Below are 23,709 nucleotides of genomic sequence, written 5' to 3'. Positions count from 1 at the left end.
GGGCGGCACTGAGAAGGGTGAGGGCGCAGCGCGGGATCGCGGTGCGCGCGGGCTCACCGGCCGGCACGGCCCACTCGAGCGGGCAGGACGTCAGACGGCGAGCAGGGCGCGCGCGGGCGGGCCGCGGTGCCGCAGGACCCGCAGGACCGCGTCGAGGGCGCGGGGCGCGCTCGGCTCGACGGCGCCGAGGACGGCCACCGAGGCGCCGAGCGGTGCCAGCAGGGCGGACGCTCGCGCGACCAGCCGCACGACGACGCGCAGCACGGCGGTGCCGAGGGTCCAGAAGACGCGCTCGCCGTGGCGGAGCGCCGCGACGGTGACGACGGCGGCCACCAGGTGCGAGAGGAGCATCAGCGGGGTGTGCGCGGCGTGACCCGACGCCCCCGCGATCAGCTCGACCGTGCCGCCGCCGTGGAAGTGGCCGCCGGCGGTGGCGCCCACGACGCTGACGTCGCCGCCACCGCCGGTCACCAGGAAGAGGGAGTGGTAGGCCAGCTGGCTGAGCAGCACCGCCGCTGCGAGGCGCGCGAGCGAGAGCGTGCGACCGGCGAGCAGGACGCAGACGACGGCCGCGAAGGCGGTGGCGAGCGCGAGGATCGCCGGAGCGGGGGCCTCGGCGCCGGCGAGGGTGTGCGAGGCGGCGGCGGTCGCGGTCGCGGCGACGGCGGCGACGACTCCGCGTGCCGTCCGTGCCCTGCGCGTCTGCACCTGCTCGACTCCTGGTCTCTCGTGTCGCTGGTCTCTCGTGCCGCACAGCGTGCGCGGACCGACATCCAGGGTAATCGCCCTGCCTCCGCCGTTATGAACCCGTGACCCGATTGCTCCGATCGATTCCAAACCCCCTCGGGGAGGGCTCCGAAGACTGTTCAACGGCCGCGAAACGGTCCACACACAGCCAGGTCCTCCGCATCCCGTGGGGGCCGTATCACGAAGGAGCATCCCCATGCGATCCACCAAGCGCACCACCCTCGCCGCGTTCGCCCTGCTCGGCACCGCCGCCCTCGGCCTCACCGCCTGCTCGTCCGGCGCCGGCACCACCGACGCCGCCAGCGACACCGCTTCCGAGATGTCGACCCCGATGATGACCGAGTCCGCCACCCCCATGGCGACCATGGACCCGGCCGCCAACCTCGTCGGCTCCGGCTGCGCCGCGTACGCCGAGCAGGTCCCGGACGGCGCCGGCTCGGTCGGCGGAATGGCGCTCGACCCGGTGGCCACCGCCGCGTCGAACAACCCGCTGCTGACCACCCTGACCGCTGCGGTCTCGGGTCAGCTCAACCCCGACGTCAACCTCGTCGACACGCTGAACAGCGCCGAGTTCACCGTCTTCGCCCCCGTCGACGACGCGTTCGCCAAGCTCGACGCCGCCACGCTCGAGACGCTGAAGACCCCCGAGGGAGCGGCCACGCTCTCCTCGATCCTGACCTACCACGTCGTCCCCGGCCAGATCGCCCCTGACGACATCGACGGCACGCACGCCACCGTCCAGGGCGGCGACGTCACCGTCACCGGTTCCGGCGACAACATCATGGTCAACGACTCGAAGGTCATCTGCGGCGGCGTCCAGACCGCCAACGCGACCGTCTACCTCATCGACACCGTTCTGACCCCCCCGGCCTCCTGAGCCGGCGCGATCCTCGGATCGCACCCCTGAAACGCCGAAGGGCGGGCACCCACCGGGTGTCCGCCCTTCGGCGTTCCTGCGCGAGCAGGGAGACGGCCACTACTCGCCGGCGCTGATCTCGGCCAGCACCCGGTCGCCCGGGTAGGCCTGGATCATGTCGGCGCGGATCTCGGCGCGCTCGAGCAGCTCCTCCATGCGGTGGCGGCGGTTGCGCGTGATCAGCGTGACGACCGTGCCCTTCTTGCCCGCGCGGCCGGTGCGGCCGGAGCGGTGCAGGTAGGTCTTGTACTCGTCGGGGGCGTCGGCCTGGATGACCAGGTCGATGTCGTCGACGTGGATGCCGCGCGCGGCGACGTCGGTCGCGACGAGGACGTCGACCCGGCCGCTGGTCAGCAGCGCGAGGTTGCGCGTGCGGCGGGACTGGTTGAGGTCGCCGTGCAGGCTGGTCGCCGGGATGTCGGCGTGCTCGAGCTGCTCGGCGAGCTGCTCCGCGAACGCGCGGGTGCGGGCGAAGATCAGCGTCTTGCCGGCACGCGCCGCGAGCTCCTCGATGATCGCGCCCTTGTCGCGGTGCTCGATCAGCAGGACGCGGTGGTCGATGCTCGAGGACGCCTGGTCCTCGCCCGCGACCTCGTGCACGCTCGGCTCGACCAGGAACTCGTCGACGAGCGTCGCGACGCCCTTGTCCAGGGTGGCCGAGAACAGCAGGCGCTGGCCGCCGCGCTCGGTCTGGCGGAGGATGCGCTGCACCGGCTCGAGGAAGCCGAGGTCGCACATGTGGTCGGCCTCGTCGAGGACGGTCACCGTGATGGTCGAGAGGTCGAGGCGACCCTGCTCGATCAGGTCCTCGAGGCGGCCGGGCGTGGCGATGATGATGTCCACGCCGCGCTGGAGGGCGCCGACCTGCTTGTACTGCGGCACGCCGCCGAAGATCGTCGCGGTGAACAGGCCCACGGAGCGGGCGATCGGCTGGATGGTGCGGTCGATCTGCATCGCCAGCTCGCGGGTCGGCGCGAGGATGAGGGCGCGCGGGGCGCGGCCGGGCTTGCGGCCCTTGGCTCCGTCGTTCTCCATCAGGCGCTCGACGACGGGGGCGCCGAACGCGATCGTCTTGCCCGAGCCCGTCTTGCCGCGGCCGAGGACGTCCTTGCCGGCGAGGACCTCGGGGATCGTCGCGGCCTGGATCGGGAACGGCGAGGCCGCGCCCATCTGGGTCAGCTGGCGGACGATGTTCGCGCCGAGACCGAGGTCGCCGAAGCTGACGCCCTCGACGTCGACGGCGAGCGTGGCGGTCGCCTCGAGGCGCTCGAGCACGACGTCGTCGGCCTGGTGCGAGGCGCGGCCGTCGCGCTTGGGGTAGAAGTCCGAGCCCGAGTCGCGGCGCGGGCCGCGGTCGTTCCGGTCGTAGCCGCCGCGGGCGGGGCGCTCGGTGCCGCGGTCGAAGCCGCGCGCCGGGCGCTCGGTGCGGTCGGAGGAGCGGGCGGGGCGGTCCGTGCGGTCGAACGAGCGGGCCGGGCGGGCGTCGCGGTCGTTCGAGCGGGCCGGACGGGCGTCGCGATCGAAGGAGCGCGCCGGGCGGTCCGTGCGGTCGAAGCTGCGCGCGGGGCGGTCGGAGCGGTCGGTGCGGTCGTAGGAACGGGCCGGACGGTCGTCGCGGTCGTTCGAGCGGGCCGGACGCGCGTCGCGGTCGAACGAGCGGGCCGGGCGGTCCGTGCGGTCGAAGCTGCGCGCGGGGCGGTCGGTGCGGTCGTAGGAACGCGCCGGACGGTCGTCGCGGTCGTTCGAGCGGGCCGGACGGTCGGTCCGGTCGTAGGAGCGGGCCGGACGCGCGTCGCGGTCGAAGCTGCGCGCCGGGCGGTCGCTGCGGTCGTAAGAACGCGCCGGACGGTCGTCGCGGTCGTTCGAGCGCGCGGGGCGGTCCGTCCGGTCGTACGAGCGGGCCGGACGGTCGTCGCGGTCGTAGCTGCGGGCCGGGCGGGACTCGCCGCGGTCGTTGCCGCGGGACTCGCCGCGGTTCTCTCCGCGCTCGGTCAGCTTGGCGGCGCGCTCCTCGGCGTTCCAGCGCGCCTTCTTGGGCGCGTTCTCGTCGACGGGGCGGTAGCCGCGGTGGCCCTCGCTGCGCGAGCCGGTCTTCGGCGCGGCGAAGCGCGGGCGGCCGCCGAGCTGGGACTTGCCGCTCGAGGCGCCGAAGCGGTTGGGCTCGAAGTTCTTGGCGGGGCGTCCGCCGGCGGGCTTCTTGTTCTTGGGCATGGCTGCTTCCTGGGTTCAGGTCTTGCGCGAGCAGGCACACGCCGATCGATCACCCTCGTGGGGTGCGAACGGACAGGGCGCTGCGGGAACCCGGGTGAGTCGCTGCTCTGAGACGCTGACCGGGGCCGATTCACACATGTGATTCATCTCGCGACGACTGTCGGAGATCCGGCCCGCTTGACTGACAAACCCATCCGCGCGGCGACGCACGGAGTCAAGAGCCGACCCAGGGAGTTTACACGCGACCCCGGGCGCTGGCTAGGGCACCGCCTGGCCGCAGCGCAGTCAGCTCGACGCCCGCCGCGCCCGGTACGCCGCGACGTTCGCACGGTTGCCGCAGTTGCCGGTGTCGCAGTAGCGCTTCGAGCGATTGCGGGAGAAGTCGACGAGCACCGCCTCGCAGTCGTCCGCCGCGCAGATCCGGATGCGGTCGCGCTCGTCGCCGCGGATCACGTCGACGAAGCCCATCGCCGCCTCCACCACGATGCGGGTGGCCAGCGGGCTCTCGTCGCGGGTCGCGTGCAGGTGCCAGCCGAAGATGCCGTGCCGCACCAGCTGCGGGAGGGCCCGGCCGTCCTCGAGCATCCCGTTGACGACGGCGACCAGGTCCTCCTCGGCGCGACTGCGCCAGAGCGAGCGGAGCGGCACGCGCACCGAGCGCACCGCCTCCAGCTCGGCGGTCGAGCCGTCGCGGCTGCCGGTGTAGCGGTTCTCCAGCAGGAACTCGTCCAGCTGCTCGATCGACGCCATCTCGTCCTCGCCGGACTGCGACAGCTCGGGGAGGGTGTTGACCAGGACGGCCGTCGAGGTGAGGGCCGCTTCCACGTCATAGGCGAAGACCATGTTGACTCCTGACACGTTCGCTCAGTACTGTCACGAGCATAACGACTTTGACTCCTGAAAGAGGCTGACGTGACTCCCACTGCGCCACCGCGGCAGCTCGGCTCTGGGTTCGTCCTGGCCCTCTCGGCCGCCGCGGCCTTCGGCCTGGGCGGGCCGTTCGTGAAGCCGCTGCTCGAGGCGGGCTGGAGCCCCTCCGCCGCCGTGCTCTGGCGGGCCGGCGGTGCGGCGCTGATCCTCGCGATCCCGGCCGCACTGTCGCTCCGCGGTCGCTGGCACGTGCTGCGCCGCAACCTCGGCACGGTCGGCCTCTACGGCGTCTTCGCCGTGATCGCCGCGCAACTCTGCTTCTACAGCGCGATCGAGCACATGTCGGTCGGCGTCGCGCTCCTGATCGAGTACCTCGCTCCGGTGTTCCTCGTCCTCTTCGCCTGGGCGCGCACCCGCCGCCACCCCGGGCGCTTCACGCTCGCCGGCTCGGCGCTGGCACTGGCCGGTCTCGTGCTCGTGCTCGACCTCTCGGGCGAATCCACTCCCGAGCTCGTCGGCGTCGCCTGGGCGCTGACAGCGTCGCTCGGCCTCTGCGTCTACTACGTGATCGCCGGCCGGATCGACCCGGAGCTGCCGCCGATCGCGCTCACCGCGGGCGCGATGACGGTCGGCGCGGGGCTCCTGCTGATCCTCGGCGTCACCGGGCTCGTGCCGCTGCGGGCGACCTTCGGCGACGTCGTCTTCGTCGGGAACGACGTGCCCTGGTTCCTGCCCGCGGTGGTCATCCTCGGCATGTCCACGGTGCTCGCCTACCTGCTCGGGATCGAGGGCGGCTCGCGGCTCGGCACCCGGATCGCCTCGTTCGTCGGGCTGACCGAGGTGCTGTTCTCGATCGTCGCCGCGTGGGCCCTGCTCGGCGAGCTCCCGGCGCCGATCCAGTTCGGCGGCGGGGCGCTGATCCTGGTCGGCGTGGTGCTGGTGCGGCTGCAGGCGGAGGCGCCTAGTGCCGTCGCACCGGAGCCGCTGGAGTCGGACGAACGGCCACCGGTCCCGCTGTCCACCCCCTGATCGCGGGGTCGCTCTAGGCGGGCGCCGCCTTCTCCCTTATGCTCGCCTCACCCATGCGCGAGCCCAGCCGACCCACGCGACCGATCGCCCTCTCGTCGGCGATCCTGACGCTGCTCGCGGTCGGCCTCGCCGGCTGCTCGAGCGCCCCCGTCTCGCAGCCGATCGCGCAGGCGGCCGGCGTCGCCGCGGTCACCGCGTACGACGACGTCCCCGTCACCGCCGGGCTCGTCTACGACGAGGCGACCGGCCAGGCGCTCGACGTCTGCTCGCCCGTCGATGCGGCGGCCGGAGCCGCCCTCCCCGCGGTGCTCGTCGTGCACGGCGGCAGCTGGACCCGCGGCGACAAGGCCGACCCCAACTGGCGCCCGCTCTGTCAGTGGCTCGCGTCCGAGGGCTTCGTCGCCGTCTCGGTGAACTACCGCCTCGCCCCGGCCGACGTCTTCCCCGCGCAGATCGAGGACGTCTCGGCCGCCCTCGACTGGATCCTCGAGCCGGTGCAGACCGAGCGCTTCGGGATCGATCCGTCCCGGGTCGCCGCGTTCGGCGGCTCGGCCGGCGGCAACCTCGTCTCGCTGCTCGGCACCGACGACGCACTGACGGCCGACGACGCCGGCACCTCGCGCCTCGCCGCGGTCGTCGACCTCAGCGGCCCCGCGGATCTCACAGCGGCGGGCCTGGCGGACGACGACCCGATCGTCGGAGTCGGCGCGGCGGTCCGCGGCTACCTCGACTGCGCCGACCTCGACGGCTGCGCCGCCGCCGAGGAGGCCTCGCCGATCACGCACGTCGACGGCTCCGAGCCGCCCTTCCTCATCGCCCACTCGGCCGGCGAGCGCGTGGCGCTCAGCCAGTCGCAGGACTTCGCCGAAGCGCTGGACGCGGCCGGCGCGAGCGTCGACTTCGTCCTCGTGCCCGGCACCCGGCACTCGATCGCGATGCTCGACGACTCGCTCCGCCGCACCGTCGTCGACTTCCTGCACGAGCAGCTCGACGCGCCGGCCGAGCAGACGCTCTCGCTCGAGCCCGCCGCGCAGACCGAGCCGGCCGCGGCGCCGTCGTCGTGACCGCCGGGGTCGTCGTCCGGCTGGAGCGGCCGGAGCCGGCAGCGCTCGCCTCGCTGCTCACCGCCGAGCTTCCACCGCACGCCCGGCTCCTCGTCGCCCGCGACGGCGACGCGCAGCAGCCGATCGGCGTGCTGGCGCTGACGCCCGGTCCCGACGACTTCGCCGAGCTGCTCGCCCTCGAGGTGGCCCCGGAGTCGCGGCGGAGCGGAGTCGCCCGCCGGCTCGTCGCCGCGGCGCTCTCCTACGCGAGCGTGCAGCGCATCCGCACGCTCCGCTTCCGCGTGCCGGTCCAGGCGGAGGCGGCCCTCGCCGCCGCCCGCGCGCTCGGCTTCACCGAGATCGACGGCTTCGGCGCGCACGTGGGCGACGACTCGGGCGTCTGCTTCGCGCGCTCGGTGCGATGACCGACGCCGTCTCACCGCGCGACCTGGTCGCCTCCGCTCTGCGCCGTGAGCGCGGCCGCCTCGGCCTGAGCATCTCCGAGATCGCCCGCCGCGCCGGGATCGCCAAGTCGACGCTCTCGCAGCTCGAGGCCGGCGAGGGGAACCCGAGCCTCGAGACGCTCTGGGCGCTCGGCGGCGCGCTCGGCGTGCCGTTCTCGCACCTGGTCGAGCCGCCGCGCCGCGCCGTGCAGCTGATCCGCGCCGGCGACGGCCCGCGCAGCGCCTCGGCGACGACGGACTCCGCGGCCACCCTGCTCAGCGCCTGCCCGCCGGGAGCCCGCCGCGACGTGTACCGCCTCACCGCCGAGCCCGGAGCCGCGCGGAACTCGGAGCCGCACGCCCGCGGCACCGTGGAGCACCTGATCCTCGCCACCGGACGCGCCCTGGTCGGTCCGGCCGACGCCCCGGTCGAGCTCGCGCCCGGCGACTGCCTGTCCTACCCGGGCGACGAGCCGCACGTCTTCGACGCCCTCGAGCCCGGGACGAGCGCCGTGCTCGTCTCGGAGCAGGTCTGAGAAGGCGCCGGCGCTCAGTCGAAGGCGCTCGCGCTCAGTCGAAGGCGCAGGCCGTCTCGTCGGACAGCGCGCGGCTGATCCGCTCGCGGTGATCGGCGCTCATCGGCGGCAGCGCGTCCGGCGCGAACCAGCCGACCTCGCTCGACTCGTCGTCGGCGACGTGCGCCTCGCCCGAGAGGTAGCGGGCGCGCAGCACGTGGTCGAGGTACTGAGCGCGGTCGCCGTTGGAGTACTCCATCGGCGGCAGGGTGTGCAGCCAGACGACGCGCTCGACCTCGATCTCGACGCCCGCCTCCTCCAGCGCCTCGCGCCGCGCGGTGCCGGCGACCGTCTCGCCGGGGTCGATGATGCCGGTGACCGCGGTCCAGGCGCCGGTGTCGGCGCGCCGGACCAGGAGGACCTGGCGGACCGGCTCCTCGCGGACGATCACCGCGGTGACGCCGGTCAGCCAGAGCAGCTCGGTGCCCACCTGCTCGCGGAGCCGGAGGACGAAGTCGGGGGTCGCCATCGCGCGCGCTCCCGCGCCTAGCCCGCGAGCGCGCCGGCGTCGAACGGCTCGGGACGGAAGTCGAAGGCGACCACCCCGGCCGTGTCGAGCAGCGGGCCGACGAGGCCCTTGAAGGCGTCGTGCGCGGGATCGAACAGGCCGGGGCCGTCGACCGCCGGGCGGCCGATGTAGTAGTTGAGGTCGCCCTCGGACGCGAAGGTCAGCAGGAACGCGCGGTCGAAGCCCTCGCCCGCGCCCTCGGTGCTGAGCTGCGGACCGTTCTCGATCGAGACGATGTACGGGCGGCCGTCGCGCAGGCACTCCTCGCCGAGGGCGAGGAACGCTGCGATCACGCCGTCCACCTCGGCGACGAGCGCCGTCGGGCGGAAGCGGAACAGCACGATGTGTCGAATGATCCCGGGCCGGTGGTCCGCGGCGACGAAGCGCTCGGGGCCGACCTCGGCGATCGCGCGGGCGGCGCGGTCCGGGCCGCTCGTCCAGCGGGAGCCGATCGTCTCGGGGGCCGCGGCGACGACCTCCGCGGCCGTGGTCTCCACTGCCGGGGTGCTGAATCCTGTGTCGCTCATGCCGACGCCTCTCCGGCGCGGGCGGCACGCCGCCGCTCACGATACCCCTCGACCAGGTTGTAGACGACCGGCAGCACCACCAGCGTGAGCACCGTCGAGGACACCAGGCCGCCGATCACGACGATCGCGAGCGGCTGCGAGATGAAGCCGCCGTGGCCGGTGATGCCGAGCGCCATCGGCAGCAGCGCGAAGATCGTCGCGAGCGCCGTCATCAGGATCGGCCGGAGCCGCCGCTCGGTGCCGTGCAGCAGCGCCTCGCGCACGGGCATCCCCCGCTCGCGGTACTGGTTCACCAGGTCGATCAGCACGATCGCGTTGGTGACCACGATGCCGATCAGCATCAGCACGCCGATCAGCGAGGGCACGCCGAGCGGCACGCCGGTGAGCACCTGCAGCAGGATCGCGCCGGTCGCCGCGAACGGCACCGACACCAGCAGCAGCAGCGGCTGCAGGAGCGAGCGGAACGTGGCGACCATCACGACGTAGACGATCAGGATCGCCACCAGCAGCGCGATCCCGAGCTGCGAGAAGGCGTCGCTCTGGTCGGCCGTGACGCCGCCGAGCGAGGCGGTGACGCCGGCCGGCAGCTCCGTGTCGTCGATCGCGCTCTGCACCGCGACGTTCGCCGAGGCGAGATCGTCGCCCTCCGGGGTCACCGTGATGGTGGCGGTGCGCTGCCCGCGCTCGGTGGTGATGCTCGCGGGCCCGTCGGTCTGCTCGACGACGGCGAGCGAGGAGAGCGGCACCGTGCCGGTGCGCGTCGGGATCTCGAGGGCCGACAGCTCGTCGAGGGTGGCCGGCGGCTGCGCGTCGGCGAGGTAGACGGAGAGCGTGCGGTCGTCGATCACGACGCTGCCCGTCTGCGTCGGCTGCAGCGCCTGGCTGACCAGCGTGCCGACCGCGACCTCGGTGAGCCCGGCGTCGGCGGCCGCGGCGCGGTCGACCCGCACCGCGATGTAGGGCAGCGAGGAGGAGAGGTTGCTCTCGGCCTGGCTGATCCCGTCGGTGCCGCGCAGCGCCGTGAGCAGCGCGTCGTTCGCGCTCTGCAGGTCGCTCTGCGAGGCGGTGGAGAGGTCGACCTCGATGTTCGAGGAGGCGCCGAAGCCGGACGAGGCGGCGACGCTGATGTCGTCGGCCGAGGCGACCGAGCCGAGCGCCGTGCGGACGTCGGCCTGCACGGTCTCCTGGTCGGCCGACTCGTCGGTGGTGACGGCGTAGCGGATCGAGGTGCCGCCGCCTCCGCCGCCGAACGCGCTCTGCAGCCCGCCGCCCGCCGAGCCGATCGAGAGCTGCACGGTCTGCACGCCGCCGACCTCGAGGATCGCCGCGCTGGCCTGCTGCGCGGTCGCGTCCTGCGCGTCCAGGCTCTGGCCGTCGGGCACGGTCTGGGTGACGGTGAAGGTGTTCTGACCGCTCGCGCCGAGGAAGTTCGTCTTCATCAGCGGGTAGAGCGCGCCGGTGCCGACGAGCACCAGCAGCGCGAGCAGGACGGTCGCGACGGAGTGCTGGAGGGTCCAGGCGATCACGGGGCCGTAGACCCGCTGCAGGCCGGCCGCGCGGCGGGGAGTGGAGCGGGCGCTGTGGCGGGCGTGCTCGGGCTCGGCCTCGGGAACCGCAGCCACCGTCTCGCCCGCTGCGCCGCGCTCCTCGGCGAGCGCCGCCTGGGCCGCCTCGCGGACACCGGGGCGCTTCGAGGGCCGGAGGAACCAGTACGCCAGCACCGGCACGATCGTCAGCGCGACGAGCAGCGAGGCGAGCAGCGCGATCGACACCGTCAGCGCGAACGGCCGGAACAGCTCGCCGGTCGTGCCGCCGACGAACGAGATCGGCAGGAACACGGCGACCGTGGTGATCGTCGAGGCGGTGATCGCGCCCGCGACCTCGCGCACCGCGACCGCGATGGTCGCCGCGCGCTCCTCCCCCGCGTCGAGGTGCCGCTTGATGTTCTCGATCACGACGATGGAGTCGTCGACCACGCGGCCGATCGCGATCGTCAGCGCGCCCAGGGTGAGGATGTTGAGCGTGTAGCCCGCGGTCTGCAGGCCGATGAAGGTGATCAGGACCGAGGTCGGGATCGAGATCGCGGTGACCAGCGTCGAGCGCACCGAGAGCAGGAACAGCAGGATCACGAGCACCGCGAAGACGAGGCCGAGCGCCCCCTCCTGCGCGAGCGACTCGATCGAGTCCTGGATGTAGGGGGCCTGGTCGAAGACCGAGGTGAAGGTCGCGTTCTCGCCGAGGGACGCCTCGAGATCCGGCAGCAGCGCCGTGACGCCGGTGGAGACCTCGACGGTGTTCGCCGCGGGGAGCTTGGTGATCGAGAGGGTCAGCGCCGGCTGGCCGTTCACCCGCGAGATCGAGGTGATCGGGGCGTCGGTGACGGCGACGGTGGCGACGGAGCCGAGGGTGGGGGCGGTGGCGGGCGCCGTGGGAGCGAGGGCCGCGGCGCTCGCGGACGGGATCAGCGGCAGCGCCGCGATCGCGTCGGTCGAGTCGAGCTTGACGCCGGACTGCACCGAGAAGGTGCTGCCGTCCTGGGTGATCTCGCCGCCGGCGACCAGCACGCCGTTCTGCTGCAGCGCGGTGCGGATGTCGGCGGTCGAGAGGCCGGCGGCGTTGAGCGCCGCGTCGTCCGGGGTGATCGTGACGCGCTGGGCGCTCTCGCCGACCAGCGCGACCTCGCGGACGCCGTCCACCTTCTCCAGGTCCGGGATGACGCTCGTGCGCAGGCGGTCGGCGAGCGCCTTCGCGTCGCCGTCGCTGGAGACGGCGAGCTGCAGCACCGGCAGGTCGTCGAACGAGCCGGTCACCACCTGCGGGTCGACGCCGTCCGGGAGCGTGCTCTTGATCCGGTTGATCGCCTGCAGGATCTTCTGCTCGGCGGTCGCCAGATCGGTGCCGTAGGCGAAGGAGGCGGAGATCAGCGACGAGTTCGTGGACGAGGTCGCGCTGGTCGTCTCGAGCCCGGGAACGCCCTGGATGGCGGTCTCGATCGGCGTCGAGACGTCGTCGTTGACCACCTCCGGAGCGGCACCCGGGTAGCTCGAGATCACCGCCAGCTGCGGGAAGGAGATCGACGGCGCGAGCTCCTGCTTCAGCCCGGTGAGGGCGACGCCGCCGAAGACGGCGATGACGACCGTGACGAGCGCGATGAGCGCCCGGTTCTTCATGCTGAGGACCGCGAGGAGATGCACGCCGTGAGTCTTCCATCAGCTGGCTGAGTATTCGTCCCCCTCCGGGAGGACCTGGAGGATCAGACGACGTCGGCGAGGTAGCCGGTGTCGGCCGCCGGGTGGCGCGCGACTTGGCTCCAGGCGACGGCGAGCGCGTCCACGGCCCGATCGGTGATCTCCGGCGAGTAGCCGATCGGGATGCGCAGGAAGCGCTCGAAGGCGCCGTCGATCCCGAAGCGCGGGCCGGCGGTGATCAGCAGGCCCGAGGTGCGGGCAGCGAGCGCCAGCTGCGAGCTGGCCGGGCGGCCGAGGCCGACCCAGGTGGAGAGGCCGCCGGAGACCCGCGGCACGCTCCACTCCGGGATCGCGCGGGCGAGCGCCGCCTCGAGGTGGTCGCGGCCGGCCCGCAGCTGCTCGCGGCGCAGCTCCAGCACGCCGTCCATCCGGCCGAGCATGTCGGCGACCAGGAGCTGCTCGACGATCGGGCTGCCGAGGTCGCCGGCCGAGCGCGCGGCGACGAGCTTGCGGATGACGCTCCGCTCGGCGCGGATCCAGCCGATCCGGATGCCGCCCCAGAGCGTCTTGCCGACCGAGCCGATCGAGATCACCGTGCCCTCGGGACCGTAGGACGCGAACGGCAGCGGCGACATCCGCCGGTCGATGTCGAGCTCGGCGGTGGTCTCGTCGGCGATGATCAGCGTGCCCTGGCGCGCGGCGGCCGCGATCGCGCGCTCGCGCAGGTCGACGGCCATCGAGCGGCCGGTCGGGTTGTGGAAGTCGGGCATCAGGTAGGCGAGCGTCGGGCTGGTGCCGCGGATCGCCGCGATCAGGCCCTCGCCGTCCCAGCCGTCGGCGCCGTCCACGTTGACCGGCACCAGCCGGGCGCCGGCGAGCCGGAGCGCCTCGTAGGCGTGCGGGTAGGTCGGCGCCTCGATCAGGGCGCGGTCGCCGCGGGCGAGCAGGGTGCGCGCGACGAGCGCGATCGCGTGCTGAGCGCCGATCGTCACCATGATCTGGCCGGGCTCCGTGCGCAGGCCGCGGCGGGTGTAGCGCTCGGCGATCGCGCGGCGCAGCAGCGGCAGGCCGACGGTGTCGTAGGAGCCGTCCTCGAAGTACTCCGGCGCGAGGCGCGCGGCACGGGCGTAGGCCTCGGCGAGCTCGGGCACCGCGGGCAGCGCCGCCTTGGTGAAGTCGACGAAGTCGGGCGCGAGGGTCGGCACGGCGTGCACCGCGGCGCCGGGGAGGCGGGTCGCGCTGCCGGAGCCGCGGACGCTGACGAGGTAGCCGCTGTCGCGCAGCTCGCGGTAGGCGGCGGCCACGGTGGTGCGGCTCACGCCGAGCCGCGCCGACAGCTCGCGCTCGGCGGGGAGCCGGCTGTCCGTCGGGATGCGGCCGTCGATGCTGAGCAGGCGGATGCGGTCGGCGAGGGCGAGGTACGCGGGGCGGGTGCCGCGCTGCTCGCGCCAGTCGCCGAGGAGGGTCTGCAGGGCGCGTACGCCGAAGTGGACATCAGCCATGCGTCCAAGATAGCCGGATTGGACCGCGCGAAGAAGGCCACTCCTGCGATGGGATTCTCGGCATGACGATCACCGCGCCCCTCGCCGTCCCCGCTCCCCCGGCGAGCCAGTGGCGGCTGCGACCCGTGCCGCGGCTGCTGGTCGGGCTCGTGCTCTACGGCTTCGCCGACGCGATGATGATCCGCGCGTCGATCGGCGTGGACCCGTGGACCGTCTTCGCCCTCGGCGTCGCCCGCCAGACCGGACTGGGGATCGGACTGCTCACCAACGTGATCGGACTGCTCGTCCTGCTGCTCTGGATCCCGCTGCGGCAGCGACCCGGCCTCGGCACCGTGCTGAACGTGCTGGTGGTCGGCACGACGATCGGCGTCGGGATCGAGCTGCTCGCCGTCCCCGCGGAGTGGTGGGGCAAGGCACTGCTGTTCGCCGGCGGCCTGCTGCTGCTGGCCGTCGCGAGCGGGATCTACATCGGCGCCCGCCTCGGCGCCGGCCCGCGCGACGGGCTGATGACCGGCCTGCACAACCGCCTCGGGCTGCCGATCTGGGCGGCCCGCGGCGGCGTCGAGCTCACCGTGCTCCTGATCGGCTGGGCCCTCGGCGGCGACGTCGGCCTCGGCACCCTCGCCTTCGCCCTGCTGATCGGCCCCCTCTGCGCGGTGACCCTGCCACTGCTGGGCGTCCGCCGCAGCTGACCGCTCATGCCGCTCCGGGGCTCCCCGACCAGCATGTGGACGTACGCGCAGCGGGCCCCTTCATGCTGATCGAGTAGCCCGCGAAGCGGGCGCATCGAGATCCACCACCGCCAGCAGGACGAGTCTGCAGACCGCCCTGCTGAGGACGGCGGGTCTCGATACGCCGCTCCGCGGCTGCTCGACCAGCATGTGGCCGCACAACATCAGCTGAGACGAGGGGGCATCCCCTGACAGCGGAGGCCCACCCTTCTCAGCTGATGTTGTGCGGCGCCCCGCCGTCGAGCCGCCCGCGCAGCGGGTCCACCTTCATGCTGAGCCGCCCGCGCAGCGGGCCCCTTCATGCTGAGCCGCCCGCGCAGCGGGCCCCCTCATGCTGATCGAGTAGCCCGCGAAGCGGGCGTATCGAGATCCACCGTGGTGCAGACGGTGGGTCTCGATACGCCCCTGCGGGGCTACTCGACCAGCAGGAGGGGGCCGCTCCGCGGCTGCTCGACCAGCATGTGGCCGCTCCGGCTAGCGCTTCGCGCTCAGCTCCGCGCGGGTGCGCTCGGCCTCGTCCGAGTCCTGGATGGAGGCGATGCCCTCGGTGATCGAGGTGCCCGAGGCGGGGGCCTCGTGCTCGTCCGCGCCGAGGGTGGCCTCGTCGAAGGGGGCGCGGCCGCCGAGCACCTCGCGGACCTGCACCATGTCGATCTGCTTGGTCCAGGTGCCGACGAGGAGGGTGGCGACCGCGTTGCCGGTGAAGTTGGTGACCGCGCGGGCCTCCGACATGAAGCGGTCGATGCCGACGATGACGCCGACGCCGTTGACCAGGTCGGGACGGAAGGACTGCAGACCGCCGGCCAGGGTGGCGAGGCCGGCGCCGGTGACGCCCGCGGCGCCCTTGGACGCGACCATCATGAAGAGCAGGAGCCCGATCTGCTCCGGGATCGACATCGGGGCGCCCGTCGCCGAGGCGATGAAGAGCGAGGCCATCGTCAGGTAGATCGCGGTGCCGTCGAGGTTGAAGGAGTAGCCGGTCGGGACGGTGATGCCGACGACGGGCTTGGAGACGCCCAGGTGCTCCATCTTGGCGATCAGGCGGGGCAGAGCGGCCTCGGAGGAGGAGGTGCCGACGATGAGCAGGTACTCGCGGGCCAGGTACTTCATCAGCGAGAAGATGCTGACGCCGGTGACCAGGCGCAGCAGCAGGCCGAGGACGACGACCACGAAGATCGCGCAGGTGAGGTAGAAGCCGATCATCAGGGTGGCGAGGGCGACGACCGCGCCCCAGCCGGTCTTGCCGACCACCGCGGCGATCGCGCCGAACGCGCCGATCGGGGCGACCCAGAGCACCATCGAGAGGATGCGGAAGACCAGCACCTGCAGCTGCTTGATCGCGCCGAGGATCGGCTGGCCCTTGGCGCCCATCTTCTGCAGCGCGAAGCCGACCAGGAGGGCGACGAAGAGCGTCTGCAGGATGCTGCCGTCCACGAGCGAGGAGAACAGCGAGACCGGGATGATCCCGAGGATGAAGTCGCTGGTCGACTCCGCCTTGAGGTCGGTGGTGTCGTAGGTGGCGCTCGAGATGTCGAGGCCCTCGCCCGGGTGCAGGATGTTGCCGACGACCAGGCCGATGGCCAGCGCGAAGGTCGACATCACGATGAAGTAGCCGAGCGCGAGGCCGCCGACCTTGCCGACCGTCGCGGCCTTGGCGATCGAGCCGATGCCGATCACGATGGTGCAGAAGATGATCGGCGCGATCATCATCTTGATGAGGCCCACGAACGCCTTGCCGACGGGCTCGAGCGTCGCGGCGAACGCGGGGGCGACGAGGCCGACGATCACGCCGGCGACGACCGCGATGATCACGGCGATGTAGAGCCAGTGGTTGCGGTCGATCCGCCGGCGGGTCTTCACGGGGGTGAGGGAGGGGCTGAGCCTGTCGGTGCGGGGCCGGTCGGGGCCGCCGGGCGTCTTCGCCATGCGCGTGTCCTGTCTCTTCGTCGAGCTGGGAGGGGGTGAGACGATGCTCGCCCCCGCGGTCCGCCCGGCCGATGTTGCGTTCATACTGTTCACGGACACCGAGCTGTTCACGGACACCGAGCTGTTCACGGACATCGCGGTCCAGGTCGCGGACGAGGAGGTCGGATGCCCGGAACGAGCCCCCGCGGCAGCATCGCCGCGCGGCTGTTCGCCGTGCAGCTGATCTGCATCCTCGTGATCGGCGCGATCGCGGTGCTGGTCCTCGCGTTCGACGCCCGCGGGCGCGCCGGCGACGACGCGGCCCAGCGGAGCCTGGTGGTCGCGCGCACGGTCGCCGACAACCCGTTCGTCCTCGACGCGGCGCAGGGCGCGGACCCGTCCGCCTCGCTCCAGCCCTACGCGGAGGAGATCATGGCCGACACCGGCGTCGACTTCCTCACGATCATGAACCCCGACCGCACCCGCTACACCCACCGCGACCGCGCGCAGATCGGCCTGCCGTTCATCGGCACCATCGCGCCGGCGATCGAGGGCCGCACCTTCACCGAGACCTACACCGGCACCCTCGGCCCCTCGGTGCGCGCCGTCGCCCCGATCGAGAGCGCCGACGGCACCGTCGTCGCGCTGGTCTCGGCCGGCGTGACCCTCAGCCGCGTGGACGCCTCCTTCCTCCCCCGGCTCCAGGTCGTGGCCGGCGGCGTCCTCGGCGCGGTGGCCCTCGGCGGCATCGGCTCCTGGCTGCTCGCCCGCTACCTCCGCCGGGTCACGGGCGGCCGCGGGCCCGAGCAGATGAGCCAGGTCTTCGCCTACTACGAGTCGGTGCTGCACTCGGTGCGCGAGGGGCTGCTCCTCGTCGACGACCGCGGCCGGCTGGTGCTCGCGAACGACCACGCGCTCGAGCTGCTCGGGCTCGAGGGCGTGTCGATCCCGGTGCCCGTCGCCGAGCTCGACCTCCCCGACGCCCTGCGCGCCGTGCTGCTGGCCGACGAGCCGGTCGCCGACCGCCTGGTCGTGGCGCACGAGCGGATCCTCGTGGTCAACGAGCGACCGGCCGCCTCCCCCGGTGCCCGGCCGCTCGGCACCGTCACGACGCTCCGCGACCGCACCGAGCTGCAGCGGGTGTCCGGCGAGCTGGAGTCGATGCGCACCCTCTCGGACGCGCTGCGCTCGCAGACCCACGAGTTCTCCAACCGCCTGCACACCATCGCCTCGCTGATCGAGCTCGGCCGGCCGGAGGAGGCGCTCGCCTTCGCGGCCGGCGAGCTGAACCTCAGCCAGCGGCTCGCCGACCGGGTGCTCGGCTCGGTGCAGGAGCCGGTGATCGCCGCGCTGCTGCTCGGCAAGGCCGCTCAGGCCCGCGAGCGCGGGGTCGAGCTGCACCTCGAGACGCACCTCGAGCCGGGCGCGCAGGGCTTCGAGCCCGGCGACCTGGTGACCGTGCTCGGCAACCTGATCGACAACGCGCTCGACGCGGCCGCCTCCTCCGCCGCCGACCGCGAGCCGTGGGTCGAGGTCTACCTCGGCCTGGCCGAGGCGTCGGGAGCCGAGGGCGCCGAGCTGGTGCTGCAGGTCTCCGACAGCGGACCCGGCGTCGCGGAGGCGGCCGACGTCTTCGCGCGCGGCTACTCGACGAAGGAGTCGGACGCGTTCGGCCGCGGCATCGGCCTCGCGCTGGTGCAGCAGGTGGTGCAGCGGCTCGGCGGGAGCATCGAGGTGACCCGCCACGTCGGCGCGGTGTTCACGGTGCAGCTGCCGCTGCGGGACCCGGCCGGGGCCGCCCGATGAGCACGCCGGCGCCCGCCGCGCCGATCCGCGTCCTCGTCGTCGAGGACGAGCCGCTGACCGCGAGCGCGCACGCCGACTACGTCCGCCGCGTCGAGGGCTTCGAGGTCGCGGCCGTCGCCGGCAGCGGGGCGGAGGCGATCCGCGCCCTTCGCGCCGACCCCGCGATCGCGCTCATCCTGCTCGACATGAACCTGCCCGACATGGGCGGGCTCCACCTCTGCCGCGCCGTGCGCACCGCGGGCCTGGACGTCGACGTGATCGCGATCACCGCCGTGCGCGACGCGGCGGTGGTGCGCGCCTCCGTCGCCGCCGGGATCGTGCAGTACCTGATCAAGCCGTTCGTCTTCAGCGTCTTCGCGGCGAAGCTCGCCAGCTACCGCCAGTACCGCGAGCGGATGCACGGCGCCGACGTCGCCAGCCAGCACGAGGTCGACGGCGCGTTCGCGGCGCTGCGGACGTCCAACGCTCCGGGTCTGGCGAAGGGACTCTCCGCCGAGACGCTCGACGCGGTGACCGCGCTGCTCGGCCCGGTCGGCCTGTCCGCGGGCGAGCTCGCCGCCCGGCTCGACGTCTCGCGGGTCACCGCGCGGCGCTACCTCGAGCACCTCGCCGACTCCGGAGTCGCCGAGCGCGCCCCGCGCTACGGCTCGCCGGGGCGGCCGGAGCTGGAGTACCGCAGGGTCTGAGCGGCAGGGGCCGAGCGGCGGGGTCCGAGCGGCGGGCGGCCTACTGCGTGTACGACGACAGGAAGTTCCCCAGCCGCTCGATCGCCTCCGAGATCACCCGCTCCTCCGGCAGCGTCACGATCCGCAGGTGGTCGGGCGTCGGCCAGTTGAAGCCGGTGCCGGGCACCAGCAGGATGTGCTCCGCGAGCAGCAGGTCGTAGACGAGCCGCCCGTCGTCGCGGATCTCGTGCACCTCCGGATCGAGCCGCGGGAACGCGTAGAGCGCGCCCATCGGCAGCTCGCAGGAGACGCCGGGGATCGCCTGCAGCCCCTTCCAGGCGGCGTCGCGCTGGCGCCGCAGCCGCCCGCCCGGCGCGATCAGCGCCTCGATCGACTGCACGCCCGAGAGCGCCGCCTGCACCGCGTACTGCCCCGGCACGTTGGGGCAGAGCCGGGTCGAGGCGAGCAGGGTGATCCCCTCGAGGAACCCCGCGGCGTGCTCGCGCGGCCCGGTGATCGCGAGCCAGCCGGAGCGGTAGCCCGCGACGCGGTAGGTCTTGGACAGGCCGTTGAAGGTGAGGCAGAGCTGGTCCGGCGCGAGCGACGCCAGCGGGATGTGCTGCGCGTCGTCGTAGAGGATCCGGTCGTAGATCTCGTCGGCGAGCAGCAGCAGCGAGTGCTCCTCGGCGAGCGCCACGATCCCCTCGAGCACCTCGCGGGTGTAGACGGCGCCGGTGGGGTTGTTGGGGTTGATCACGACGATCGCCTTCGTCCGCGCCGTGATCTTCGAGCGGATGTCCTCGAGATCGGGCTGCCAGCCGTCGTCCTCCGCGCAGCGGTAGTGGACCGCGGTCCCGCCGGCGAGGCTCGTCATCGCCGTCCAGAGCGGGTAGTCGGGCGCCGGGATGAGCACCTCGTCGCCGTCGTCGAGCAGCGCCTGCAGCGTCATCGTGATCAGCTCGGACACCCCGTTGCCGAGGAACACCCACTCGGGGTCCACCGGCGGGAAGCCGGGGACCTCCTCGTAGCGGTAGGTCACCGCGAGGCGGGCCGACAGGATCCCGCGGCTGTCGCTGTAGCCGTGCGCGCTGGGCATCGCGGCGATCATGTCGCGGACGATCTGGTGCGGCGCCTCGAAGTCGAAGCCGGCCGGGTTGCCGGTGTTCAGCTTGAGGATGCGGTGCCCCTCGCTCTCCAGCCGCGACGCCTCCACGAGTGCCTTGCCGCGGATCTCGTAGAGGACGTTGCGGAGCTTGGAGGACTGCTCGAGGGGGCGCGGCGGGGTCATCGGTCCAGTATTCACCGGGCGACGACCCCGAACGCCGGTCAGCCCCTCGTGGCGCGGACCGCGGCGGCGATCTCCTCCTCGATGAGGTCGTAGTTGATCGCGGCGGCGACCCGGAGGCCGTCGGCTGCGGCCGCCATCACCTGCGACATCGGCTCCACCAGCGAGCCGGCGGCGAACACCCGCGGCGCGGTGGTGCGGCCCATCGGGTCGACGGTGAGGTGCCGGGCGGCGCCGGAGGGGTTGTCGACGAGCTCGAGGCCGAGGCCGTCCGGCAGGTTCCCCTCGACGCGCGGGCCGACGACCAGCGCGTCGAGCTCGAGCCGGCGGCCGTCGACGACGACGCCGACCAGGCGGTCGTCCTCGACGAGGACCTCGGTGACGGCGCCGTCGATCAGCTCGATACCGCGGGCGGCGAGACCCTCGGCCTCCTCCTCCCCGGGCTGGAAGACGCCGTTCGTGAGGATCGACACCGAGTCGCTGAGCTGGCGGAACATCTGCGCCTGGTGGCCGGAGAAGCCGCTGCCGAGCACCGCGATCCGGCGCCCGCGCACCTCGAAGCCGTGGCAGTAGGGGCAGTGCAGCACGTCGCGGCCCCAGCGCTCGGCGAGCCCCGGGATCTCGGGCAGCCGATCGGTGGAGCCGCTGGCGAGCAGCAGGCGGCGCGCGCGGAGCACGGTGCCGTCGGCGAGGGTGGCCGTGACGCCGAGGTCGGCGGCCGAGGCGCTGACGATCCGACCCGGGACGACGCGTGCTCCGTAGCCCTCGGCCTCGATCCGGGCGAGGCGGGCGAGCTCGACGGGCGCGGTGCCGTCGCGGGTGAGCACGTTGTGAGCGCCGGGCGAGGGCGCGTTGCGGGGCGGCCCGCCGTCGACGACGAGCACGTCGCGGAGGCTGCGGCCGAGGGCGGTGGCGGCGGCGAGTCCGGCGAAGGAGGCGCCGACGATGAGGACGTCGGGGAGGTCTGAAGCGGTCATGTCCCGAGCATCCGGTGGCGGCGGCGCTCCGTCGAGGATCCGTGCCGTTCCGGCACGATCGCGCAGCCCGCGTGCCAGGATCGGGGCATGCCCGAGCACTCCGAGCACGACACCCCCTCCGACGCTCCCTCCGACGACGAGATCGTCGCCGCCGTCGGGCCGCGGCTCAAGCGCCTCCGCCTGCGCCGCGACCGCACGATCGCCTCGCTCGCCGCGGAGACCGGCATCTCCGCGAGCACCCTCTCCCGGCTGGAGAGCGGCGGCCGGCGCGCGACGCTCGAGCTGCTGCTCCCGATCGCCCGCGCGCTCGGCACGCCCCTCGACGAGCTGGTCGGCGCCGCGCCCGAGGACCCGCGCGTGCACGGGCGGCCGTTCACCCGGCACGGGATGCGGATCCAGCCGCTCAGCCGCGACGCGGGCGCCCTGCAGGCCTTCAAGACCACGATCCCCGCCGGCCCGATCCCGGCGCCGGAGCAGCAGCGCACCCACGAGGGCTTCGAGTGGCTCTACGTGCTGAGCGGCCGGCTCCGGCTGCGCCTGGGCGAGCACGACATCGTCCTGCCCGCGGGCGAGGCCGCCGAGTTCGACACCCGGGTGCCGCACTGGTTCGGCCGGGCCGACGAGCAGCAGGTCGAGTTCCTCAGCCTGTTCGGGCGCCAGGGCGAGCGGATGCACGTCCGCGCGTCGACGCGGCGCTGAGCCGGCGGCACTGGGACGGCGGGGGCCGCTCAGCCCTCGCCGAGCACCTCGCGGACGAAGCCGGTCGTCTTCACGCGCAGCATCGCGATCCGCTCGGCCTTCGCCGCCTCGACGTCGAAGCCGACGTAGGCGACCGAGGGCCGGGTGCGGACGTTGGCCGAGCACTGGAAGTCCGCGCAGACCAGCGTGCCGAGGGTGTCGCCCGCGCGCCCGGCCGGGCCGGCCTTCTTCGCGCCGAAGAAGACCACGTCGTTGGGCAGCCGGATGTCGCGGCACCAGGAGCACTGCGCCCGCGAGCGCGGGTTCGCGTCGGCCTGGCGGAGCAGGACGCCCACCAGCCGGTCCTCGAGCGGCACGACGACGTAGGCGCGGCGGCCGATCTTCCTGTCGCGCCAGCCGAGATGGTCGAACGACTCCCAGTCGAGGTCGTCGAAGCCGGCGGGGAGCGAGAGATCCGCGACCTCCTTGCGTGAGGCGTTCACGAAGGAGTCGCGGATCTGCTGGTCGGTGAGGGCGCGCATGTCCTCTCCAGCCTAATCAGCCGAGGTGCGCGACGGCCTCCCGCGGAGCCTGCGCGAGGAACTGCTCCCTCTTGATCCGGATCATCGTGAACGCGATGACCGCGGCGAGCACCAGCCCGACGGCCGCCGCGACGAACACCGCGGAGTAGCCGTCGACGAAGGCGACCGGCGAGTACTGCTCCCCCGCGACTCCGGCGTAGATCGTGGTGAAGACGGAGAGGCCGATCGAGCCGCCGATCTGCATCGCGGCGTTGGCGGTCGCGCCCGCGGCACCGGCGTCGTGGCCGGCGATCCCGGTCAGCGCCACGTTCTGCACGGGCACGAAGATCATCGCCATGCCGACGCCGAGCAGGATCAGGCCGGGCAGCACCTGCACGAGGTAGGAGCCGTCCGCGGTGATGCGGCTGAGGTAGAGCAGGCCGGCGGCCGCGATCAGCGGGCCGACGATCATCAGCAGGCGCGGGCCGACGGTCGGCAGCAGCTTGGTGGCGATGCCCGCGACGATCATGATCGTGACGGTCATCGGGAGATTGGCGAGGCCGGCCTCGAGCGGCGCGAGGCCGAGCACGAGCTGCAGGTGCAGCGTCAGGTAGAGGGTCGAGCCGATCATGACGCTGCCGACGATCGCCTGGATCAGGAACGCGCCGCCGCGGATGCGGTCGGTGACGATGCGCAGCGGGAGCAGGGGGTGGTCGGAGCGGGCCTGGATGCGGACGAAGACCGCGAGCAGCAGGACACCGGCGAGCAGGAAGCCGAGGGTGTCGACGCGGAGCCAGCCCTGCTCGGCGAGCGTGAAGCCGTAGACGAGGCTCGCGAGGCCGAGCGCGACGGTGATCGTGCCGGCGATGTCGAAGCGGTTGCGGCCCTCGGCACGGCTCTCGGTCACCAGCAGGGCGCCGGCGACGACGCCGATCAGCACGACGGGGACGTTGACCAGGAGGCACCAGCGCCAGTCGGCGAACTCGGTGAGCAGACCGCCGAGGACGAGGCCGACCGCGGCGCCCGCTCCGGCGACCGCGCCGAAGACCGCGAAGGCGGTGTTGCGCTCGCGCCCGCCCGGGAAGGAGACGGTGAGCAGCGCGAGGGCGGCCGGGGCGAGCAGCGCGGCGAAGGCGCCCTGCAGACCGCGGGCGGCGATCAGCTCGGTGCCGGAGGAGGCGACGCCGCCCCAGGCCGAGGCCGCACCGAAGCCGACCATGCCGATGAGGTAGGTGCGCTTGCGGCCCGTGTAGTCGGCGATGCGGCCGCCGAGCAGGAGGAGGGCGCCGAAGGCGAGCGCGTAGGCGGTGACGACCCACTGGCGCTCGACGTCGGTCAGGCCGAGGTCGGCCTGCGCGGCGGGCAGGGCGATGGTGACGATCGTGCCGTCGAGGACGACGACGAGCTGGGTCATCGCGAGGATCACGAGGACCCACCAGCGGCGGGAGGAGGAGGGCGCGGGCATTGCTGAGCCTTTCGAAGCGGAGGGAGCGGGACCGGCGGGTCCGGATCCGAGCCGCGTCTCTGGGGCTGAACCACCCCAACTGGTTGGTTGGGCATCGACGAGTGTACAGTTCGAGCG

General features: G+C 73.3%; 21 protein-coding genes. 9 read left to right on the top strand and 12 right to left on the bottom strand.

Translation table 11 applies throughout. The features are described 5' to 3' along the window. Nucleotides 1-90: 90 nt before the first annotated feature. Nucleotides 91-708 (bottom strand): hypothetical protein, encoded by a 618-nt coding sequence (locus EDF45_RS03065; RefSeq protein WP_123734933.1) that lies wholly within the window; start codon nt 706-708, stop codon nt 91-93. Nucleotides 709-943: 235 nt separating this feature from the next. Between EDF45_RS03065 and EDF45_RS03060 the strand changes: the two genes are divergently transcribed. Then, the gene (locus EDF45_RS03060; protein ID WP_123701880.1) at nt 944-1,624 is read left to right on the top strand and encodes a fasciclin domain-containing protein; all 681 of its coding nucleotides are present in this window, start codon (nt 944-946) and stop codon (nt 1,622-1,624) included. Nucleotides 1,625-1,723: 99 nt separating this feature from the next. On the opposite strand, the gene EDF45_RS03055 is transcribed toward EDF45_RS03060, so the two are convergent. Together EDF45_RS03055 and EDF45_RS03050 are read right to left on the bottom strand one after the other, a co-directional pair. After that, the gene (locus EDF45_RS03055; RefSeq protein WP_123734932.1) at nt 1,724-3,874 is read right to left on the bottom strand and encodes a DEAD/DEAH box helicase; all 2,151 of its coding nucleotides are present in this window, start codon (nt 3,872-3,874) and stop codon (nt 1,724-1,726) included. Nucleotides 3,875-4,159: 285 nt separating this feature from the next. After that, nucleotides 4,160-4,717 (bottom strand): CGNR zinc finger domain-containing protein, encoded by a 558-nt coding sequence (locus tag EDF45_RS03050; RefSeq protein WP_123734931.1) that lies wholly within the window; start codon nt 4,715-4,717, stop codon nt 4,160-4,162. Between the two features lie 69 nt (nt 4,718-4,786). Here EDF45_RS03050 and EDF45_RS03045 point away from each other — a divergent pair, with 69 nt between their 5' ends. From EDF45_RS03045 to EDF45_RS03030, 4 genes are read left to right on the top strand one after another with little or no spacing between them, the layout of a single operon-like run. Beyond that, a complete protein-coding gene (locus EDF45_RS03045) occupies nt 4,787-5,773 on the top strand; it encodes a DMT family transporter (protein ID WP_123734930.1) in 987 nt (328 codons plus the stop codon). Between the two features lie 53 nt (nt 5,774-5,826). After that, complete coding sequence (locus EDF45_RS03040) at nt 5,827-6,837, top strand: alpha/beta hydrolase (RefSeq protein WP_185020074.1); 1,011 nt, start codon at nt 5,827-5,829, stop codon at nt 6,835-6,837. After that, nucleotides 6,834-7,241 (top strand): GNAT family N-acetyltransferase, encoded by a 408-nt coding sequence (locus tag EDF45_RS03035; protein WP_123734928.1) that lies wholly within the window; start codon nt 6,834-6,836, stop codon nt 7,239-7,241. The genes EDF45_RS03040 and EDF45_RS03035 overlap by 4 nt, the downstream gene beginning before the upstream one ends. Next, nucleotides 7,238-7,795 (top strand): helix-turn-helix domain-containing protein, encoded by a 558-nt coding sequence (locus tag EDF45_RS03030; RefSeq protein ID WP_123734927.1) that lies wholly within the window; start codon nt 7,238-7,240, stop codon nt 7,793-7,795. Before EDF45_RS03035 ends, EDF45_RS03030 begins: the two co-directional genes overlap by 4 nt. A 34-nt stretch (nt 7,796-7,829) precedes the next feature. On the opposite strand, the gene EDF45_RS03025 is transcribed toward EDF45_RS03030, so the two are convergent. The 4 genes from EDF45_RS03025 to EDF45_RS03010 are packed head-to-tail and all read right to left on the bottom strand — an operon-like array spanning nt 7,830 to nt 13,559. After that, on the bottom strand, nt 7,830-8,303 hold the full coding sequence (locus tag EDF45_RS03025) for an NUDIX domain-containing protein (RefSeq protein ID WP_123734926.1): 474 nt from the start codon (nt 8,301-8,303) through the stop codon (nt 7,830-7,832). 17 nt (nt 8,304-8,320) lie between these two features. Further along, complete coding sequence (locus tag EDF45_RS03020; protein WP_123734925.1) at nt 8,321-8,869, bottom strand: Dabb family protein; 549 nt, start codon at nt 8,867-8,869, stop codon at nt 8,321-8,323. Then, the gene (locus tag EDF45_RS03015) at nt 8,866-12,063 is read right to left on the bottom strand and encodes an efflux RND transporter permease subunit (protein ID WP_123734924.1); all 3,198 of its coding nucleotides are present in this window, start codon (nt 12,061-12,063) and stop codon (nt 8,866-8,868) included. Before EDF45_RS03015 ends, EDF45_RS03020 begins: the two co-directional genes overlap by 4 nt. 59 nt (nt 12,064-12,122) lie before the next feature. Further along, nucleotides 12,123-13,559: a PLP-dependent aminotransferase family protein gene (locus EDF45_RS03010; RefSeq protein WP_123734923.1), complete on the bottom strand. Its 1,437-nt coding sequence runs from the start codon at nt 13,557-13,559 to the stop codon at nt 12,123-12,125. A gap of 62 nt (nt 13,560-13,621) precedes the next feature. On the opposite strand from EDF45_RS03010, the gene EDF45_RS03005 reads away from it, so the two are divergent. Continuing rightward, the gene (locus EDF45_RS03005; protein ID WP_308197687.1) at nt 13,622-14,251 is read left to right on the top strand and encodes a YitT family protein; all 630 of its coding nucleotides are present in this window, start codon (nt 13,622-13,624) and stop codon (nt 14,249-14,251) included. 513 nt (nt 14,252-14,764) lie between these two features. On the opposite strand, the gene EDF45_RS03000 is transcribed toward EDF45_RS03005, so the two are convergent. After that, nucleotides 14,765-16,216 (bottom strand): cation:dicarboxylate symporter family transporter, encoded by a 1,452-nt coding sequence (locus EDF45_RS03000; RefSeq protein ID WP_123734922.1) that lies wholly within the window; start codon nt 16,214-16,216, stop codon nt 14,765-14,767. A 165-nt stretch (nt 16,217-16,381) separates the two neighbouring features. Here EDF45_RS03000 and EDF45_RS02990 point away from each other — a divergent pair, with 165 nt between their 5' ends. Next, nucleotides 16,382-18,001, top strand: coding sequence for a sensor histidine kinase (locus tag EDF45_RS02990; protein ID WP_123734920.1), 1,620 nt, complete (start codon nt 16,382-16,384; stop codon nt 17,999-18,001). After that, nucleotides 17,998-18,687 carry a response regulator gene (locus EDF45_RS02985; protein ID WP_123734919.1) on the top strand — a complete coding sequence of 230 codons (690 nt, stop codon included), beginning with the start codon at nt 17,998-18,000 and terminating at the stop codon, nt 18,685-18,687. The genes EDF45_RS02990 and EDF45_RS02985 overlap by 4 nt, the downstream gene beginning before the upstream one ends. Before the next feature lie 40 nt (nt 18,688-18,727). Here EDF45_RS02985 and EDF45_RS02980 read toward each other — a convergent pair whose 3' ends face one another. Both EDF45_RS02980 and EDF45_RS02975 read right to left on the bottom strand, forming a co-directional pair. After that, entirely contained in the window at nt 18,728-19,954 is a 1,227-nt protein-coding gene (locus EDF45_RS02980) for a pyridoxal phosphate-dependent aminotransferase (RefSeq protein WP_123733405.1), read from the bottom strand. Between the two features lie 38 nt (nt 19,955-19,992). Next, nucleotides 19,993-20,928: an NAD(P)/FAD-dependent oxidoreductase gene (locus EDF45_RS02975; protein WP_123734918.1), complete on the bottom strand. Its 936-nt coding sequence runs from the start codon at nt 20,926-20,928 to the stop codon at nt 19,993-19,995. A gap of 87 nt (nt 20,929-21,015) precedes the next feature. Between EDF45_RS02975 and EDF45_RS02970 the strand changes: the two genes are divergently transcribed. Further along, nucleotides 21,016-21,627: a helix-turn-helix domain-containing protein gene (locus EDF45_RS02970; protein WP_123734917.1), complete on the top strand. Its 612-nt coding sequence runs from the start codon at nt 21,016-21,018 to the stop codon at nt 21,625-21,627. A 29-nt stretch (nt 21,628-21,656) separates the two neighbouring features. On the opposite strand, the gene EDF45_RS02965 is transcribed toward EDF45_RS02970, so the two are convergent. Together EDF45_RS02965 and EDF45_RS02960 are read right to left on the bottom strand one after the other, a co-directional pair. Continuing rightward, a complete protein-coding gene (locus tag EDF45_RS02965) occupies nt 21,657-22,148 on the bottom strand; it encodes an FBP domain-containing protein (RefSeq protein WP_123734916.1) in 492 nt (163 codons plus the stop codon). A gap of 16 nt (nt 22,149-22,164) precedes the next feature. Next, the gene (locus EDF45_RS02960; RefSeq protein ID WP_123734915.1) at nt 22,165-23,592 is read right to left on the bottom strand and encodes an MFS transporter; all 1,428 of its coding nucleotides are present in this window, start codon (nt 23,590-23,592) and stop codon (nt 22,165-22,167) included. Nucleotides 23,593-23,709 lie beyond the last annotated feature (117 nt).

Source organism: Rathayibacter sp. PhB186, from assembly GCF_003751825.1.
GTDB classification, from domain to species: domain Bacteria; phylum Actinomycetota; class Actinomycetes; order Actinomycetales; family Microbacteriaceae; genus Rathayibacter; species Rathayibacter festucae.
This window is presented reverse-complemented; position numbering and strand designations above follow the sequence as displayed.

Bases quoted from the DNA above. Each gene is read 5' to 3' on its own strand.
- EDF45_RS03060 (WP_123701880.1), top strand. From the start codon at position 944: ATGCGATCCACCAAGCGCACCACCCTCGCCGCGTTCGCCCTGCTCGGC.
- EDF45_RS03055 (WP_123734932.1), bottom strand. From the start codon at position 3,874: ATGCCCAAGAACAAGAAGCCCGCCGGCGGACGCCCCGCCAAGAACTTC.
- EDF45_RS03050 (WP_123734931.1), bottom strand. From the start codon at position 4,717: ATGGTCTTCGCCTATGACGTGGAAGCGGCCCTCACCTCGACGGCCGTC.
- EDF45_RS03040 (WP_185020074.1), top strand. From the start codon at position 5,827: ATGCGCGAGCCCAGCCGACCCACGCGACCGATCGCCCTCTCGTCGGCG.
- EDF45_RS03030 (WP_123734927.1), top strand. From the start codon at position 7,238: ATGACCGACGCCGTCTCACCGCGCGACCTGGTCGCCTCCGCTCTGCGC.
- EDF45_RS03025 (WP_123734926.1), bottom strand. From the start codon at position 8,303: ATGGCGACCCCCGACTTCGTCCTCCGGCTCCGCGAGCAGGTGGGCACC.
- EDF45_RS03020 (WP_123734925.1), bottom strand. From the start codon at position 8,869: ATGAGCGACACAGGATTCAGCACCCCGGCAGTGGAGACCACGGCCGCG.
- EDF45_RS03010 (WP_123734923.1), bottom strand. From the start codon at position 13,559: ATGGCTGATGTCCACTTCGGCGTACGCGCCCTGCAGACCCTCCTCGGC.
- EDF45_RS03005 (WP_308197687.1), top strand. From the start codon at position 13,622: ATGACGATCACCGCGCCCCTCGCCGTCCCCGCTCCCCCGGCGAGCCAG.
- EDF45_RS03000 (WP_123734922.1), bottom strand. From the start codon at position 16,216: ATGGCGAAGACGCCCGGCGGCCCCGACCGGCCCCGCACCGACAGGCTC.
- EDF45_RS02990 (WP_123734920.1), top strand. From the start codon at position 16,382: ATGCCCGGAACGAGCCCCCGCGGCAGCATCGCCGCGCGGCTGTTCGCC.
- EDF45_RS02985 (WP_123734919.1), top strand. From the start codon at position 17,998: ATGAGCACGCCGGCGCCCGCCGCGCCGATCCGCGTCCTCGTCGTCGAG.
- EDF45_RS02980 (WP_123733405.1), bottom strand. From the start codon at position 19,954: ATGACCCCGCCGCGCCCCCTCGAGCAGTCCTCCAAGCTCCGCAACGTC.
- EDF45_RS02975 (WP_123734918.1), bottom strand. From the start codon at position 20,928: ATGACCGCTTCAGACCTCCCCGACGTCCTCATCGTCGGCGCCTCCTTC.
- EDF45_RS02970 (WP_123734917.1), top strand. From the start codon at position 21,016: ATGCCCGAGCACTCCGAGCACGACACCCCCTCCGACGCTCCCTCCGAC.
- EDF45_RS02965 (WP_123734916.1), bottom strand. From the start codon at position 22,148: ATGCGCGCCCTCACCGACCAGCAGATCCGCGACTCCTTCGTGAACGCC.
- EDF45_RS02960 (WP_123734915.1), bottom strand. From the start codon at position 23,592: ATGCCCGCGCCCTCCTCCTCCCGCCGCTGGTGGGTCCTCGTGATCCTC.